Annotated in this window: 14 protein-coding genes; 5 read left to right on the top strand and 9 right to left on the bottom strand. The window is 40.8% G+C overall.

Annotated elements, in window-relative coordinates; all coding sequences use genetic code 11:
- Positions 1-4: 4 nt before the first annotated feature.
- Both hldE and AAEY57_RS01725 read right to left on the bottom strand, forming a co-directional pair.
- The gene (gene hldE, locus AAEY57_RS01720; protein ID WP_024601843.1) at positions 5-1,444 is read right to left on the bottom strand and encodes a bifunctional D-glycero-beta-D-manno-heptose-7-phosphate kinase/D-glycero-beta-D-manno-heptose 1-phosphate adenylyltransferase HldE; all 1,440 of its coding nucleotides are present in this window, start codon (positions 1,442-1,444) and stop codon (positions 5-7) included.
- A complete protein-coding gene (locus AAEY57_RS01725; protein ID WP_013464278.1) occupies positions 1,444-2,034 on the bottom strand; it encodes a D-sedoheptulose-7-phosphate isomerase in 591 nt (196 codons plus the stop codon). Before AAEY57_RS01725 ends, hldE begins: the two co-directional genes overlap by 1 nt.
- Positions 2,035-2,358: 324 nt before the next feature.
- Here AAEY57_RS01725 and waaA point away from each other — a divergent pair, with 324 nt between their 5' ends.
- Together waaA and AAEY57_RS01735 are read left to right on the top strand one after the other, a co-directional pair.
- Entirely contained in the window at positions 2,359-3,642 is a 1,284-nt protein-coding gene (waaA, locus tag AAEY57_RS01730) for a lipid IV(A) 3-deoxy-D-manno-octulosonic acid transferase (RefSeq protein WP_350605912.1), read from the top strand.
- Positions 3,639-4,187, top strand: a complete 549-nt coding sequence (locus AAEY57_RS01735; RefSeq protein ID WP_350605914.1) for a DUF1415 domain-containing protein — start codon at positions 3,639-3,641, stop codon at positions 4,185-4,187. The genes waaA and AAEY57_RS01735 overlap by 4 nt, the downstream gene beginning before the upstream one ends.
- A 36-nt stretch (positions 4,188-4,223) precedes the next feature.
- Here AAEY57_RS01735 and AAEY57_RS01740 read toward each other — a convergent pair whose 3' ends face one another.
- The 4 genes from AAEY57_RS01740 to purL all read right to left on the bottom strand — a co-directional run bounded on the left by AAEY57_RS01740 (position 4,224) and on the right by purL (position 11,202).
- The gene (locus AAEY57_RS01740; protein ID WP_008468219.1) at positions 4,224-4,553 is read right to left on the bottom strand and encodes a YdbL family probable chaperone protein; all 330 of its coding nucleotides are present in this window, start codon (positions 4,551-4,553) and stop codon (positions 4,224-4,226) included.
- Positions 4,554-4,564: 11 nt separating this feature from the next.
- Complete coding sequence (locus AAEY57_RS01745; protein WP_028835526.1) at positions 4,565-4,762, bottom strand: YnbE family lipoprotein; 198 nt, start codon at positions 4,760-4,762, stop codon at positions 4,565-4,567.
- Positions 4,759-7,215 carry an intermembrane phospholipid transport YdbH family protein gene (locus tag AAEY57_RS01750; RefSeq protein ID WP_350605917.1) on the bottom strand — a complete coding sequence of 819 codons (2,457 nt, stop codon included), beginning with the start codon at positions 7,213-7,215 and terminating at the stop codon, positions 4,759-4,761. Before AAEY57_RS01750 ends, AAEY57_RS01745 begins: the two co-directional genes overlap by 4 nt.
- 96 nt (positions 7,216-7,311) lie before the next feature.
- A complete protein-coding gene (gene purL, locus AAEY57_RS01755; RefSeq protein WP_350605918.1) occupies positions 7,312-11,202 on the bottom strand; it encodes a phosphoribosylformylglycinamidine synthase in 3,891 nt (1,296 codons plus the stop codon).
- A gap of 211 nt (positions 11,203-11,413) precedes the next feature.
- Here purL and mltF point away from each other — a divergent pair, with 211 nt between their 5' ends.
- Entirely contained in the window at positions 11,414-12,859 is a 1,446-nt protein-coding gene (gene mltF / locus AAEY57_RS01760) for a membrane-bound lytic murein transglycosylase MltF (RefSeq protein ID WP_350605919.1), read from the top strand.
- A 126-nt stretch (positions 12,860-12,985) separates the two neighbouring features.
- Positions 12,986-13,156 (top strand): hypothetical protein, encoded by a 171-nt coding sequence (locus AAEY57_RS01765; RefSeq protein WP_008468235.1) that lies wholly within the window; start codon positions 12,986-12,988, stop codon positions 13,154-13,156.
- Here AAEY57_RS01765 and tadA read toward each other — a convergent pair.
- The gene (gene tadA / locus AAEY57_RS01770; protein WP_013464271.1) at positions 13,153-13,659 is read right to left on the bottom strand and encodes a tRNA adenosine(34) deaminase TadA; all 507 of its coding nucleotides are present in this window, start codon (positions 13,657-13,659) and stop codon (positions 13,153-13,155) included. The two genes, AAEY57_RS01765 and tadA, sit on opposite strands and share 4 nt — an antisense overlap.
- 177 nt (positions 13,660-13,836) lie before the next feature.
- Between tadA and AAEY57_RS01775 the strand changes: the two genes are divergently transcribed.
- Positions 13,837-15,141: an inosine/guanosine kinase gene (locus AAEY57_RS01775; RefSeq protein WP_013464270.1), complete on the top strand. Its 1,305-nt coding sequence runs from the start codon at positions 13,837-13,839 to the stop codon at positions 15,139-15,141.
- Between the two features lie 22 nt (positions 15,142-15,163).
- On the opposite strand, the gene glsB is transcribed toward AAEY57_RS01775, so the two are convergent.
- A complete protein-coding gene (gene glsB, locus AAEY57_RS01780) occupies positions 15,164-16,087 on the bottom strand; it encodes a glutaminase B (protein ID WP_350605921.1) in 924 nt (307 codons plus the stop codon).
- 624 nt (positions 16,088-16,711) lie between these two features.
- The coding region (gene tnpC, locus AAEY57_RS01785; protein ID WP_350605923.1) for an IS66 family transposase at positions 16,712-17,315 on the bottom strand (604 nt) is incomplete at its 5' end.

A 17,315-nucleotide genomic window follows, 5' to 3' on the forward strand; every position in this document is an offset into this window, starting at 1 on the left:
CTAACTAGCTTTTTATTTTGCTAATCACTTTTGATGTTGAACAGCCATCTAAAAACTCAAGCACTTCGACTTTTCCGCCATGGCGCAGCACATGCTCCGCACCGGCTATTTGTTCTACCGTATAGTCGCCGCCTTTGACAAGAATATCAGGGCTTATTTGCTCGATAAGTTTTGCCGGCGTGTCATTTTCATCAGCACTTCCAAACGGGATAACCCAATCAACGGAGGCAAGTGCACTGAGGACCATGGCGCGCTCATCTAATGGGTTTATTGGGCGTTCTGGGCCTTTCAAACGAGCAATAGATTCATCATTGTTTAAACCAACCACTAATCTGTCCCCACGGGCTTTAGCTTGCGCTAAATACCGCACATGCCCTGCATGCAAAATATCAAAGCAACCATTAGTAAATACAATCGTTTCACCATTTTGCTTAGCAAATTCAATATGCTGCAATACGTCATCAAACGGGGTTTGATAATGCTCGCCAGTTGCTTGTAAGTATTGCCCCAGTTTTCGACTTAACTCTTCTGGAGAAACCGTAGCCGCGCCCAATTTACTCACCGCAATACCTGCAGCTAAATTAGCAATTTCTACCGCATCTTTAGGCATCATGCCCGCACCTAACATAACGGCAAGGGTTGCAATAACAGTATCCCCAGCGCCAGTTACGTCACTGACCTCAAGCTCTTGAGCTGCAAAATCATATTTTTCAGTGGCATTTATAAGCGACATACCTTGCTCTGAACGGGTAAGTAACATCGCCGTTATACCCGCATCACTAATGAGGTTTCGTGCACTACTTGCAAGTGTCTCTTCTGAGCCCACTTGCCCGCCTGCTAATTTAAATTCATTTAAATTAGGGGTTATATAATCAGCACCGCGATATAACTGTAAATCTGATGATTTAGGATCAACAAGTACCGTTTTACCTGCTTTTTTGGCCACACTTATCATCTCTTTGATCAGCGATAGCGAGCCTTTGTTGTAATCAGAAAACACTATAAAGTCGTAATCATTTAGCACAAGCTCTAATCGATTTAATAAAAGCTGGCTATGTGATTCGTTAAAAGTTTCTTCTAAATCTAAACGTACCACTTGCTGATGACGGCTAATTACACGCATTTTAGAAATAGTCGGTAAATCGCATACACTCACTAGCTGTGAATTTATTTTTTCACCTTCTAAAATATTTTCTAAAATTTGCCCACTTTCATCCTCGCCAATAAGGCCTAACAACCCCACTTTACCATCTAAACGGGCTATATTTTTAGCCACGTTAGCCGCACCGCCAGCCTTGTCTTCAAATTTACTGACTTTAACAACGGGTACTGGCGCTTCTGGTGAGATACGCCCTGAATCACCATACCAATAACGATCGAGCATCACGTCGCCCACCACTAAAATACGTGCTGCTGATAAGTTCTTTAGTAAAGATAAATCCATTACTGCTGCTCCACAACAACCATATCCATGGCTTCACATAACCAATGGCCAATAAACATGTGTGCTTCTTGAATACGCGCGGTCTCGTCGTTTTTGATAATAATAGGTAACTTTGCAATATCTTTTACTTGCCCGCCGTCACGGCCAGTAAGTGCAACCGTGAATGCCCCTATTTTGTTAGCAGCTTCTAATGCTAAATTAATATTTTTACTGGTACCTGATGTAGTTAAACCAATCACAATATCCTCAGGCTTACATAGCGCCTGTACTTGGCGCTCAAACACAGTATCAAAATGATAATCGTTGCTGTGCGCTGTTAAAATAGACGTGTCTGTGGTCAAAGCAATAGACGCTAATGGGCCTCGCTCTAATTTATAACGCACCACAAACTCTGCAGCTAAATGCTGAGCATCGGCAGCACTGCCGCCATTACCAAACCAAACAACCTTACCACCAGCTTGTAAAGCACTATGACATGCTTCTAGCAACTGCATTACCTCTTGATGATACGCCTCCATTGTTTCAAACAATACTTGATGACGGTTTAAACTTTCTAGGTAGCTGGTTGCCACTGAATCTATAATTGACATGAGATATTCCTCTTGGAACTGAAATGGCAGGAAAAATTAATTTCATTATTCCATAATTTTATAGCCAAATCACCTCTATATAACTAAATTAGATGTTTCACAGAAACTAAAATCAAAGGCTTACTGCATGGAAATCGTTTTTGTTATAAAAGTAACCATAAGCATTTCCTAAAATCATGAAACTGATGCAATAGCGTGATTTGAATGACATTGATTTAGTTTATACCCTAGTAAATGAACTCAAACCAACTTTTATACTTTGTATGTTTAGAAATAAGCCGTTTCACGATAAACTAGCTACAATTACCTTAAACAAAGCTCAGTATGGCACGCACTTTTTATTCACTTGCACTAATCATTATTAGCCCTTTGATCATATTTTATTTATATGTATTACGTGGTAAAAAAAATTCGGGTTATCGCGCGCATTTTAAAGAACGTTTTGGATTTGTACGTCGCTGTTTATTTTCTAATAAAACTAAACCTGTTGTTATTCATTGTGCTTCTGTAGGTGAGGTATTAGCAGCTACGCCATTAATTAAAGCGTTGCAAAATGAGCACCCGCAGCTCAATATTTTGATCACTTGTAATACCCCGACTGGCCGCGCACAAATAACAGCACAATTTAAAGATACCGTCGCTATTAGTTATTTACCTATCGATTTTCCTTTTGCCACTGCTCGATTTTTAAAACGCGTAAAACCGCAGTTACTATGTATTTTAGAAACTGAATTGTGGCCAAATATTATGGCTAATGCGCATAACAAAAAAATCCCGGTATTGGTTGTTAATGCGAGACTTTCTGAAAAGTCGCAGCAGGGTTATCAAAAGGTTGCGCAGTTAACTCACCGTATTATGCAATCTATTACTGCGTTAGCCAGTCATAATAAAACAGATGCAGAGCGTTTTATTACACTTGGGCTTGAGCCTTCAAAAAGCCATGTTACAGGTTCAATCAAGTTTGATATAAGCCCCAATCAAGAGCAACTTACAAAGGTGAGCGTGCTCAAACAGTACTATAATAGCCAAGAACGTTTTATATGGGTGGCAGGTTCTACTCACCCTATAGAGCATGAATTAATACTCGATGCCCACCAGCAGTTGTTAAAAAAGCAGCCTGATGCTTTATTGATTATTGCCCCGCGACACCCCGAGCAATTTGATAAAGTGGCTGAACTACTCACACAAAGTACTTTAAGCTTTAGTTGTCGTAGCCAAAATAATTACCAAAACGAACACGTTTTACTTGCCGATACGCTAGGTGAATTACAGTGTTTATACGGCGCGGCTAGTGTTAGTTATATTGGCGGTAGTTTGATTCGTCGTGGTGGTCATAACCCGCTTGAGTCAGCCGCATTTTCGGTCGGTGTAATAACAGGCCCTCATACCTATAACTTTGATCATGTCTATCCTGAGTTAACAAAGTTTAAAGGGGCATGCGTGGTAGAAAATGCAGATGAACTGGCACAACAACTCATTACCTTTAGCCAAAATAAAAAGGCATGCCAAACGCTCGGCACAAAAGCGGCGCAATGTGTTGCTAAAAACCAAGGCGCCATAAAAAAAACACTCACTATTATTAATCAATACTTAGAGCCAAAACAGTGACTAACATAGCTATTAGCCAAACCCGAGAATGGGTTTCATCCGTTATTGTAAAATATAACTTTTGCCCGTTTGCCCGTAAAGAAGTCGAAAACAACTGTATTAATTACATTGTAAGTAACGCTAAGACTATCGATGATGCTGTAATGGATATGCTTGAGCAATGTATCGAGCTTGACCGCGAGAGCGAACGAGAAACCACGCTAATCATGTTCGATAACGGTTTTAGTGACTTTGAAGACTTTTTAGATTTAGTCGATTTAGCAAATGCGCTATTGGTTGCACAAGGCTTTGAAGGTAAATATCAAATTGCTAACTTTCATCCTGATTATGTATTTGCCGATAGCAATGAAACCGATCCGGCCAACTACACAAATAGAGCACCGTTTCCTACCTTGCACCTAATTCGTGAAGCAAGTATGAGTGAAGCACTTGAAAATTATGACGAACCTGAGTCTATTCCTGAGCATAATATAAACTTAGCACGCCGAAAAGGCATTGATTTTTGGCAACAATTATTAGAGAACTGTAAAAAACCGAGCGTATAAGCTCGGCTTTTAATACCTTTAGTTGACCCATTAACTTTATTTTTTGACCCAGCTACCATTTACTTCAATATAATGGCCGCTTTGCGTTTTTTCGATTGTTTTTGCTGCTGCCAATGCCTCAACTTGTGCAAGTGACAAGTTATTCTTTTTAGCTAATTTTAAGTACTGTGCCTTACGTTTTTCGTTAACGTCATCAACAACCGCTTTTGCTTCTGTATTTTGTACAACTAATCCAAGGTAGCCTGAGCTGTTTTCACCAACTAAGCCTTGGCTTTTAGCTTCATCTAAACTCATAGCCCAAACTGAAAATGACATACAAACGGCACTGATTAGGGTTACTATATTTAATTTATTTTTAATATTCATATTCTAGCTCCTTAAAATAACTCACTGTCATCGCTAAATAAATTATCGAGCTCTTTATCTACTTTGACACGAATTTCATGATCAACCTTAACATTTAAATTAATAGTGATTGGCTCTTTAGCCGACACCTCAACACGATGCGTACACGCACTTAGCGCTGATATTGCTGCTAACGCGAGCAGCACTTTTATCGATAACGACTGTCTCATTGCCCATTTCCTTTTTGTGAAAATTGTTGCTCAACTTTTTGTGTAATTTCATCACTTAAACGCAGTGCCCGTAGAAGCGTAAATATGTTTTCTTCATGGTTGTAATTAAAGTTAACTTGCTGCTGCGCTTGCTGATTATAACCTTGTAAATTAACTCCAAGCTTTAACCAACCATCATTTTTAAGTACAACGCTGCTATTGAGTTTTTGAATATCTAAATCAGTCAATAACGCCAGTACAGATTGCAACTCTTGCTGTTGCTGCATCACAGAATCAAATGCAGCATTATTGCTAATTTTTAAATTGCCCTCGCCTTGACTAAACAGACTGCCTTGGCTAATGTGCACACCATTTTTATTAACGCTCACCGGCAGTGTACCTGCCAAACGCCCTGTTAAAGTAATACCCGACTTATCATCAAGGGTGATCAGCTTACTTGCATCAATATTATTAAACGTTACAGTGCTAACTTGGGTTTCTTGTCCAAGCGTATAGTTATCTAATAAAAATGTACCGCCAAGCACATTACCTTCAACATTACTAACAAGCACATTATTGTTATTGACGAGCCATTGCCCTTTGAGGCCTTTAATAACTGCGCCCGCTCTAAACTCATTTAAATGAAAGGTAGTGGGTTTTACATTAAGCCTACCTGAATTAAATTCCCCGCTAAATACACTACTAAAATCACTTGCAAGGTAGTCATTATAAAGTCCACTTAATTGGCGAGTATCTATATCAATGGATGCCCTTTGTAAATTGACATCGCCACTAATATTGCCGTTAAAAGTACCTTTTGTCAGCTTAGCAAGTGGATAAAACTGATTAATAAAGGTGTTTAATGGCAACACACTTTGCGCTGGCACAATCACCTCAAACGGATGTGCCTGTGACGATATATGATGATTTACCACCAACTCAATATCATCTATAAACGCATGGTGCGACGCTTTAAGTGCACGGCTTTGTAATCCACTCGAGTCTATTTTTATATTATGCAGTCTTATATCAGCGCTATTAAGAGCCTTAATTTGCGTTTTCGCAGTTAAATGAGCAAATAACTCACCTACACCTAGGTTTGCTTTTGCCGTGAGACTATTATTTATATTGGTAAGTTTAAATTCTTTATATGCCGCATTTTTTAACTGATTAGTTAATGTAATTTCTGCATTTAATTGTTTATCCATTTTCGCGGTTAAACTACCTTGATAGTGCACTGCTTTTACATCAAAAGCTTCAAAGCTAGCAACGGAAAATTTACTCTGTGCGTACCCGATGGGTTTTGAGTCAATAAATTCACTTAATTCAAAGTAACCACTGAAATTAAGCGCATTAGCAGTAACAGGGATAAATGCGGGTAGCCTTTCAAGCTCAACGTTGTAATCACCTTTAACTTTAGTACCATTTAACTGAGCGCTTATATTAATGCTGTTTATATCTGGCGTGTTTATTTGAGCAGACACCTTTGCCTGAATATTATCAAGCAAAGCGTTAATAGTGAGGGCGGTATCTGTTATTAAAATATCAAAGTGTTTATTACCTTCACTCATCAAATTGATTACTGGAATACTCAGCTCCCCTTGTTCTATGCGAAGAGCTTGAGAAAGCTTAACCTGCCAATTTAAAGCAACTTGTTTGCTTACAAAATCTGCGTACTTACTTGGTGGAATTAACTCAGTACAGCGAGGGCTTAAATTAATTTTGTTATTAAGTGAACCGGTATCTAGGATTAACGCTTGGTTATTTAAATTAAAGCGAGTAGCCATCTGGCCAGTGGTTAATAAATTAAATTGGCATTGATCAAACGTATGAGCAAATTGAGCGCTAATCCCCCCGTTCAACTTAAGCTCAATCCCGTCAAAACTAAACACTTGTTGAGTATTAAAGTTAACAGCATCGAGTAAGGTGTTTTTAGTGTTTATTACCTGTTTTAACAAAATGTCATCAACTGCTAGCTGACCACTTATTTTATTGGTGGTTAAAATCGCACTCGCATTTATATCGCCCGTTACATTAAATTGATTTAGCGCAGGTTCTAATACACTAAATTTTAATGGTTTATTGAGCTGATTACTGTTTACTACAAGCTGTTTAATATTAATGAGTGGGCGATTTGAAGGTAGCGCTATCTCAAGCTGTTTAGCCGGTTGATTAGCGTTATCACTTTTAGGTAATGGATTGAGCGTTAATATTGCACTTTGAACACTGACATGCTTTGTACTCGCTGTAATATCAGAAAGTTGTAATTGTTGGTTTTGGTAATTTAAACACACAGTATCGGCATGTATATTTAACTTTGAGGTAATTGAAAAATCGAGGCAGCTTAATGTGACACCTGCTTTTTTAAGTTCAGGGGCAATGGCCCATTGTAGTAAAGGCAAGCGAAATACATACCCGAGTAATAATAGACTCAGTAAAAGAGTGCCAACAATTAAACCAATGCGCTTAAACATATTATCCTTACATGTTTTTTAATCACTATAATCAAAAAAGGCTGCACAAGGCAGCCTTTTTTATTTTACATCCAGATCATGAATCTAGTGTGTATATTAACCTACATTTTTACGCGCATTACGGAACATACGCATCCATGGGCTATCCTCTTTCCACTCATCTGGGTGCCAAGAGTTAGCAACAGTACGAAATACACGCTCTGGATGTGGCATCATTACAGTTGCACGGCCATCTGTTGATGTAATACCTGTGATACCTTCTGGCGAGCCGTTCGGGTTCGCTGGGTATTGCGTTGTAGGGTTGCCGTAGTTATCAACAAATTTAACCGCTACAGTACCACTTGCAAGCGCTGCTTTTGTTGCTGCGTCGTTTGCAAACTCTGCATGGCCTTCACCATGAGATACCGCAATTGGCATCCGCGAGCCCGCCATACCATTAAAGAATACCGATGGATTCTCTTGTATTTCAACTAAGCTAAAGCGTGCTTCAAAACGCTCTGACTTGTTCGTTACAAAGCGTGGCCAATGCTCAGTACCTGGGATCAACTCTTTTAATGTTGATAGCATCTGACAACCGTTACATACCCCTAAGCTAAAGGTATCTTCACGGTGGAAGAAACTTTGGAATTGATCGCGTGCCATGTCATTAAACAGTATTGACTTAGCCCAACCTTCACCCGCACCAAGCACATCACCGTAAGAGAAACCGCCACACGCCACTAAGCCTTTAAATTGCTCAAGTGTTAAGCGCCCTTCTAAAATGTCGCTCATGTGCACATCAACCGCTGCAAAGCCCGCACGGTTAAATGCAGCTGCCATTTCTAAATGAGAGTTTACACCTTGCTCACGTAAAATAGCCATTTGCGGTTTAGCACCGGTTGCAATATATGGAGCTGCAACATCTTCATTTAAATCAAAGTTAAGTTTTACATTTAAGCCAGGATCTTTTGCGTCAAACTTAGCGTCAAACTCTTGCTTAGCACACTCTGGGTTATCACGACGCGCTTGCATTTGATACGTTGTTTCGGCCCAAATTGTACGAAGTTCAGTACGAGTATGATTAAGTACTGTTTGCTCACCACGATTAAACACGATGTTATCGTCGTTATTTAGCGAGCCAATCACATGACTAATTGCGGCAACTCCATGCTGCTCAAATACCGCATTTACAGCCTCTAAATCGCTATTCGCTACTTGAATTACAGCACCTAGCTCTTCGTTATAAAGCGCTTCAATATCAGAGCCGATCAAAGTCGCTAAATCAACGGTAACACCGGTGTGACCGGTAAACGCCATTTCAGCGATAGTGGTAAATAAACCACCGTCTGAACGGTCATGGTACGCAAGCAACTTGCTATCAGCGACTAGCGCTTGCATTGCGTTGTAAAAACCTTTTAGTAGCTCTGGGCTATCTACATCAGGTGTTGTATCACCTAATTGCTTATAAACCTGAGCAAGGCTTGATGCGCCCAGTCGGTTTTTGCCCGCGCCTAAGTCAACTAAAATAAGCGATGTATCGCCTTTATCTGTTCGTAACTGTGGGGTCACTGTTTTACGTACGTCTTCAACACGACCAAACGCAGTAATAATAAGCGATAACGGTGATGTCACTGATTGCTCTGTAGCATCATCTTCGTTCTTCCATGTCGTTTTCATCGACATAGAATCTTTACCTACAGGAATTGTTAACCCAAGTGCCGGACATAACTCTTCACCCACCGCTTTTACCGCTTCGTATAAACCGGCATCTTCTCCTGGGTGTCCCGCTGCGGCCATCCAGTTTGCGGATAACTTAATATTTTCAAGAGAGCCAATGTTTGCACAGGCAATATTCGTTAACGATTCTGCCACTGCTAAACGCGCTGAAGCGCCATAGTTAAGTAGTGCTGCAGGCGTACGTTCACCCAGTGACATTGCTTCACCATGGTAAGTGTCATACGTTGCTGCGGTTACTGCACAGTTAGCTACTGGTACTTGCCATGGGCCTACCATTTGATCGCGTGATACTAAACCTGTTACCGAGCGATCGCCAATAGTAATGAGGAAGGTTTTTTCAGCAATGGTTGGTAAACGTAATAAACGTTCTGCAGCATCAGCAGCACTGATATTTTCAACGTCGAGTGCTTTACCTAACACTTGTTGTGATGTTACATCACGATGCATTTTAGGTGCTTTCCCTAATAAAACATCGAGCGGTAAATCAACAGGGTTATTTTCAAAGTGACTATCCGCAACCGTTAAATGAGGCTCTGCAGTTGCTTCACCAATAACAGCATATTGCGCTCTTTCACGCTTACAAATAGCTTCAAAACGATCAAAATCTTCAACAGCGACAGCGAGTACATAGCGCTCTTGCGATTCATTACACCAAATTTCGTGTGGTGCCATGCCCGGTTCATCATTTGGGATATTGCGAAGCTGAAATTTACCGCCACGTCCACCGTCACTAACAAGTTCAGGGAATGCGTTAGATAAACCACCTGCACCCACATCATGAATAAACGCAATTGGATTTGCATCACCTAGCTGCCAACATTTGTCGATCACTTCTTGGCAACGACGTTCCATTTCTGGGTTTTCACGCTGTACAGAGGCAAAATCTAAATCTTCATTTGATTGACCCGATGCCATACTTGATGCAGCGCCACCGCCTAAGCCAATGTTCATTGCAGGGCCGCCTAGTGCAATGAGTTTTGCACCAACTGGAATATCGCCTTTTTGAACATGATCAGCACGGATATTACCTAAACCACCGGCAAGCATAATTGGCTTGTGGTAACCACGCACCTCTTCACCATTGTGACTGGTCACTTTTTCTTCGTAAGTACGGAAATAACCTAATAAATTAGGACGGCCAAACTCGTTATTAAACGCAGCACCACCTAATGGGCCTTCAGTCATAATATCTAGAGCATTAACAATACGGCCAGGCTTACCAAAATCACTTTCCCAAGGCTGTTCAAAACCAGGAATACGTAAATTAGATACAGTAAAGCCCACTAAACCCGCTTTTGGTTTTGAACCACGACCAGTTGCGCCCTCATCGCGAATCTCACCACCCGACCCTGTTGCCGCACCAGAGAAAGGAGCAATAGCCGTTGGGTGGTTATGGGTTTCAACCTTCATTAATATTTCAATGTCTTCTTGGTGATACGCATATTCACCTTGTGCATTCGGGAAGAAACGACCCGCCTTTGAGCCTTTCATTACGGCTGCATTATCTTTATAAGCAGATAATACATTTTCAGGATTATGCTCAAAGGTGTTTTTAATCATTTTGAACAACGACTTTGGTTGTTCAATGCCATCAATAGTCCAATCAGCATTAAATATTTTATGACGACAATGCTCTGAGTTCGCTTGAGCAAACATAAACAGTTCAATATCGTTAGGGTTACGCCCTAACTTAATAAAGTTTTCAACTAAATAATCAATTTCATCATCAGCAAGCGCAAACCCTTGCTCTATATTTGCTGTGGCTAATGCTTCACGGCCGCCACCTAAAATATCAACTGATGACATTGGACGAGGAGCATCGCTGCGAAATAACTGCGCGGCATCTTCTAATTTACTGTGAGTAGCTTCAGTCATGCGGTCATGAAGAAGTGCTGCAACTTGTGCTAACTGTTCTGCACTTAAATCACCTTCAACATAGTAAGCAATACCGCGCTCTACGCGATGAACTTGTTTAAGCCCACAGTTATGAGCGATATCAGTCGCTTTTGAAGCCCATGGCGAAATTGTACCAGGACGAGGCGTTACTAATACCAACTGACCTGCTGGCGCATGCTCAGCAATTGTTGGGCCGTAGGTTAATAACTTTTCAAGTTTGGTGTGCTCATCAGCGTTTAATGGCGATGTTAAATCGGCAAAGTGAGCGTATTCGGCATATACATTGGTGACAGGAAGTTGCGATTGTTGGCAACGCGCTAAAATTTTATTAACTCTGAACTCTGAAAGTGCTGGTGCACCACGAAGGATCAACATAAGTAATTTCACCCGGGGTTAGGGATTGAACGATATTTTAGGCGCGTATTATAGTCCAAATTACTCTCAGATTTAACTCAAAAATGCGCTTTTCATTAAATTAACTTTTTCTTTTTGTTTACACCTATTTTTTACTCACTGCGATTAAACGATAAGTGACGTAATCAGTAAGTTTTGTTATAACAGGAGATACGATGCTAAAGAGGCGAATATGTTGAAGATAAAGCTAATAACAATCATTACGTTAGTCATACTTTTGTGTGCATGTAATACACAAGAGCAATCAACACAGCTTGCCCAAATCAAATCTGAAAACAAAATTCGTATTGGTACACTTGCCAGTGCAAGTAATTACTATCAAGCCGTTCAAGGGGAGCAAGGATTTGAATTTGAGCTCTCTCAAGCGTTTGCAGACTACTTAGGGGTAGAGCTTGAAATTGTACCCTTTTTTAATTTATCCGAAATGTTTGCGCGCTTGGACAGTGGTGACCTCGATTTAATTGCCTCAGGGCTTACCTACAATAAAGTACGTGCTGAGCGCTATCGCTATGGCCCTACATACAGAACAATTAGCCAAAAATTAGTCTTTAAACAAGGCCGTGAACGCCCTCGTGATTTTGATGATTTAACCGGAAACTTCACCGTTATCGCTAAAAGTAGCCATTCATTAACATTAGAAGAAATTCAACAAACCAACTCAAACTTAAGCTGGAATGAAACCGAAGAGTTTGATGAAGAAGAATTACTGCAAGCAGTTATTGACGGCGAAATAGATTACACCTTAGCGGATTCACATACTTTAGCGCTATTTCGTCGCTATCACCCTAATTTAAGTATTGGCTTTTCAGTTACCCGAAATGATTCAATTGCATGGATACTAAGAAAGTCGAATGATGATTCCCTATACGCATTATTAGTTCCCTTTTTTGGTGAAGCAAAACAAAATAATCAACTTTATGTGCTCGAAGAAAAATACTTCGGTCATGTCCGCCAATTTAATTACGTTAATACCTTGGCCTATATAGACGCAATTAAAGAAACACTGCCTAAATATCAACCTTGGTTTATGCAATATGCAGGTAGCCTAGATTGGCGCTTACTGGCAGCATTAAGTTATCAAGAGTCGATGTGGAACCCGCGAGCTAAGTCACCAACCGGTGTGCGTGGTATTATGATGCTAACAAGACGTACAGCAAAACAAGTCGGTGTAACAAACCGCTTAGAACCAGAGCAAAATATACGCGGTGGTGCCCAATACTTAGCAAAATTAATTAAACGCGTCCCGGATCGAATCCCTCAACCGGATCGTACTTGGCTTGCACTTGCCGCCTATAATGTAGGTTGGGGACACGTTAACGATGCCCGTATTATTACCGAGCAACAGGGAGCTAGCCCTGATAAATGGGCTGACGTTAAAAAGCGCTTACCATTGTTAGTAAAAAAACGTCACTATCGTAATACCCGTTATGGCTATGCTCGCGGTGATGTAGCAGTGACCTATGTTGATAATATACGTCGCTATTACGATGCGCTTGTTTGGCTTGATGAAAATAATGCAATGGCGCCGATTACCTCAACAAATGAAACAGAAGAGAAAATCGTTAAACCTGATGATTCAGAGCAACGTACGAGTAATTTCGCTGAGGAAAAAAAATAAATACGCTGCTTAGTATTTAACTGAACATCAGAAAATCAAATAGTTGTTTACTTGTAATCAATTATTCAATAATCTGGCTTAATTGTATAAAATTTTGTGTCATTACCAAGCACATAAGGATAAGTCATGCTTAAACGTAGACGTACACATCAACTTAAACGTTGTATAAAGCACTCAACCGCCACTCGTCGTCGAGTGATGTTAAGAAATTTACATAAAAAAATAATTTGGCGCCGCCGCATGTTTGCTATGCAGCAAATGGCTGAATTAGACGCCTTAATAGCAGCAGCTGACTAATCGCTGTTACTATTACGAGCGGCTTGCTTTGCCGCCTTTATTTGTGCTCGGCGACGCTTAAAAAAACTAGAAATAGTCTCTGCACATTGTGTTTCTAATACCCCACCCGTTATTTCTACCTGATGGTTTAAACGAGGTTCTTGTAAAAGGTTCATAATTGAACCAGCAGAACCCGTTTTAGCATCGGCTGCACCAAATACTAAGCGTTTAATTCGGCTATGTACTAATAAACCTGCGCACATAGAGCATGGCTCTAGCGTGACGTAAAGAGTACAGTCAATTAAGCGGTAATTATTAAGTACTTTTCCTGCTTCACGTACCGCTATCATCTCAGCATGAGCCGACGGGTCGTTATCAGTAATTGAACGATTATAGCCTGCGCTAATAAGCTGATTATCTTTAACAATTATAGCCCCTACCGGGATCTCATCTAGCTGCTCCGCTTGTTTTGCATACACAAGCGCTTGTTCCATCCAATATTGGTCGTCAAATGGCTCTGTCATTATTATTACTTAACTATTTTTTATGCCGTAATTATACCAACTTAGCGCAATAAAATGCGTCATTGATCACTTTATTGCAAAAATAAAACAAATTTAAGTGGTTTGTCATGGCTCATAAGGCAGGATTTACGCTATAATCTCACGCTTTTTTTATTTAGCTCACAACACGGGTAGCAAATGAAATTTCCTGGACGCCGCAGGCATAAACATTATTTTCCAGTGGAAGCCAAAGATCCACTGACCAATCAACTTAACGCCACTGAGCGATTACACCGCAGCTATATTACGGGGATCGATCAAATCGTTGTTGATATAGAAGCTAAGGTTGACCAAGCTTTTCTCGATGAATTTCAATTGCGCCGAGGGATGTCGCAAGTTATAGATAATGACATCACCAATGCTTTATACGATCGCTTAAAACTAAACGACATGGTCGATTACGAATTCGCAGGCGGAACCGTTGGCAACACGATGCACAACTATTCCGTACTTGCTGATGACCGTTCGGTGCTATTAGGTGTAATGAGTGAAAACATAAAAATAGGCAGTTATGCTTATCGCTTTTTATGTAATAACTCAAGTCGCGTCGACTTAGACTACTTACAGCCTGTAGATGGTCCTATAGGCCGCTGTTTCACATTGATTGATGAAACGGGTGAACGCACCTTTGCCATTAGTGCTGGCCTGATGAATTATCTAAAGCCTGAGTCAATTGATAAAGAGCTAATCGAAGGCTCATCGGCATTAGTGATTAGCGCTTATTTAATGCGTACTCAAGGCGATGAAACCATGACCGAAGCGACCATGCAAGCAATCAAGTATGCTAACGATGCAGATGTACCGGTTGTATTAACACTCGGTACTAAGTTTCTTATCGAGCAGGATCCGACATGGTGGGCTAACTTTGTAGAAAAGCATGTTGATATCCTTGCTATGAACGAAGAAGAAGGCCAAGCAATTACTGGATTTGAAGATCCATTACTAGCTGCCGACAAAGCATTAGACTGGGTTGATTTAGTAATTTGTACTGCCGGTGAAAAAGGCTTATTTATGGCCGGTTTTGTTGATGACAGTTTCAAACGCGAAACAGAGTATCCACTTTTGCCTGGTGCTATCCCTGACTTTAATCGTTATGAGTTTTCACGTGCAATGCGTAAAGTTGACTGTGAAAACCCAATAAAGGCATATAGTCATACTGCTCCGTTTATGGGCGGGCCTGACTCGATTAAAAATACCAACGGCGCTGGTGATTGTGCTTTAGCCGCTGTATTGCATGACTTATCAGCGAATGTTTATCATAAGTTGAACGTTGCTAATTCAGCAAAACATCAGCAACAAGCGATTACCTACTCTTCGCTCGCTCAAATTAGTAAATACGCCAACCGTGCAAGTTACGAAGTGCTGGTTCAGCATTCTCCACGCTTATCACGTGGCTTACCAGAGCGCGAAGATTGTTTAGAGCAAGTGTATTGGGATCAATAAAATCCCAATGCACTCAGCGTATTTAAAATATCGATATATCAAGCTTTTTAGATAGCAGCTCTAATGCTGCTATTCCTGCCACCGAGTTACCAAAAGAGTTTAATCCTGGGGAATACACTGCCACAGTAAACCTATTCGGTAATACCGCCAATATAGTCCCAGAAACCCCTGATTTTCCAGGCATCCCCACTCGATAACCAAAATCACCCGCCGCATCATATAAACCACTGGTAAATAACAACGAGTTTAGTTGCTTATTTTGACGGCTAGAAAGCACTCGTTTAGAAGAGCTGTAGTCTATCCCTTTATTAGCTAAAAAGTTGTAAGCCTTAGCAAGTTCAATACAATTAAGTTCTATGGCACAAAAATTAAAGTATGACCACAGCACATCATCCACTTCATTTTCAAAGTTACCGAATGATTTCATTAAGTGTGCCATTGCCGCATTTCGATGCCTAAACTCATACTCTGAATTAGCCACTTGTTTATCTATTACGATACTTCGATTAGCAGATAAATCGCGAAATGTTTCCAGCATAGAGTGCATGGGTGCTGATAAACGACTATATAAAGCATCACAGGTAACTATGGCACCCGCATTAATAAATGGGTTACGGGGTATGCCTTTTTCAAACTCAAGCTGGGTCAGTGAATTAAATGCTGTTCCTGAGGGCTCTTTACCCACTCTACTCCATAGTTCATCGCCATAACGTTGCAGCGCTAATGTCAGAGTCATTACTTTAGAAACAGATTGAATAGTAAAACGCTGTTCACAATTACCCGCGCAAAATATCTCCCCCTCAGTGGTGTAAATGGCAATAGAAAACTGCTCAAGATCAACTTCAGCAAGAGCAGGGATATAATCAGCAACCTTACCTTGGCTCAATAAAGGTTTAACCTCTTGAGTTATCTCATTTAGCACTCGTTGATAATCACTGGTTGGCAATAGACACCTCAATAATATGCAAAGTTAAAATCAAATTTTAACACGTAGGATCTATAACTGCATGAGAATGTTAAGTCTATAAGTTATTAGTAATCTGATAGGAAGCATATACATGATGAGATTAGCGGGCAGTCTCTTTTTTTAAGATATTGCGTAATTCATCTTCAAATTTAAAACAATAAAAAACCAGCATTTTGCTGTAACGTGGTTCTGTTATTTGGAGCCAGTGCGCTAATTTATAGCGACAATACAATAGAACATCCCACTTTTTTGTTTAGATCCAAGCTGTTTTGTTTGATGTATAGGAATACGAATGCCGTGGAGCACAGGATGTAAGAGAAAGACCACCACTGAGTTCGGCATGGGCTCTTGGCTATTTATTAAATCCCAGACAGCAAAAAACCCGTCACATCGCTGTAACGGGTTTCTCTTATTTGGATCCTGGTAATGTCATGGTGCCCACAGCAGTAGAAAGTCACATAGCAAATGCGACACTATCATTGTGTCGGGGCGGCCTTGTGCGGGGCTCGCCTTCGAGCTGTTTAGGAATACGAATGCCGTGGAGCAAAGGATGTACGAGAACGGCAACCACTGAGTTCGGCGTATCCGTCCGGTGATCACCGCCTAGCCTTTAAAATTCCACGGTAATAGACTATCGATATCAGGTGTTGATTGGCACAGCTCATCTAAACACGCGGTGATGTAATCGTATGGCGCTAAGCCGTTGGCTTTGGCTGTTTCGATGATGCTGTAAAGTATCGCGCTTGCGTTAGCACCTGTTGCTGTTTGGCTAAACAGCCAGTTCTTCCGGCCTATCACAAACGGTTTGATGGCTCTTTCTGCACGGTTGTTGTCGATACTCAGTCGCCCATCATTAATGTACTCAATGAGTTTCGGCCACTGGTTTGCCATGTAATTGGCGGCATCAATGAGTTTACTATTACCAACAAGGTTTGGCTGATGTTTTTCAAGCCACTGTCTGAGTTTATCGAGTATCGGTTTACTCTGTGCTTGTCGAGTCTGGTAACTCTCATCCGCTGATTTATCTTTCAACCGTGACTCTATCCCATACAGCTTTTGTATTAAGCTGAGCACCACATCGGCTTTGCCTGTCTTATTTTTCCCTTGCAGCTTTTTCGCTTCAATGAATTTCCGACGTGCGTGCGCCCAGCACCCCACAAGACTGGCCTGTGTCTTTTCATAAGCTTGATAACCATCAACATGTAAG

It is taken from the genome of Pseudoalteromonas sp. MER144-MNA-CIBAN-0113 (assembly GCF_040308965.1).
Taxonomy (GTDB): Bacteria; Pseudomonadota; Gammaproteobacteria; order Enterobacterales; family Alteromonadaceae; genus Pseudoalteromonas; species Pseudoalteromonas tetraodonis.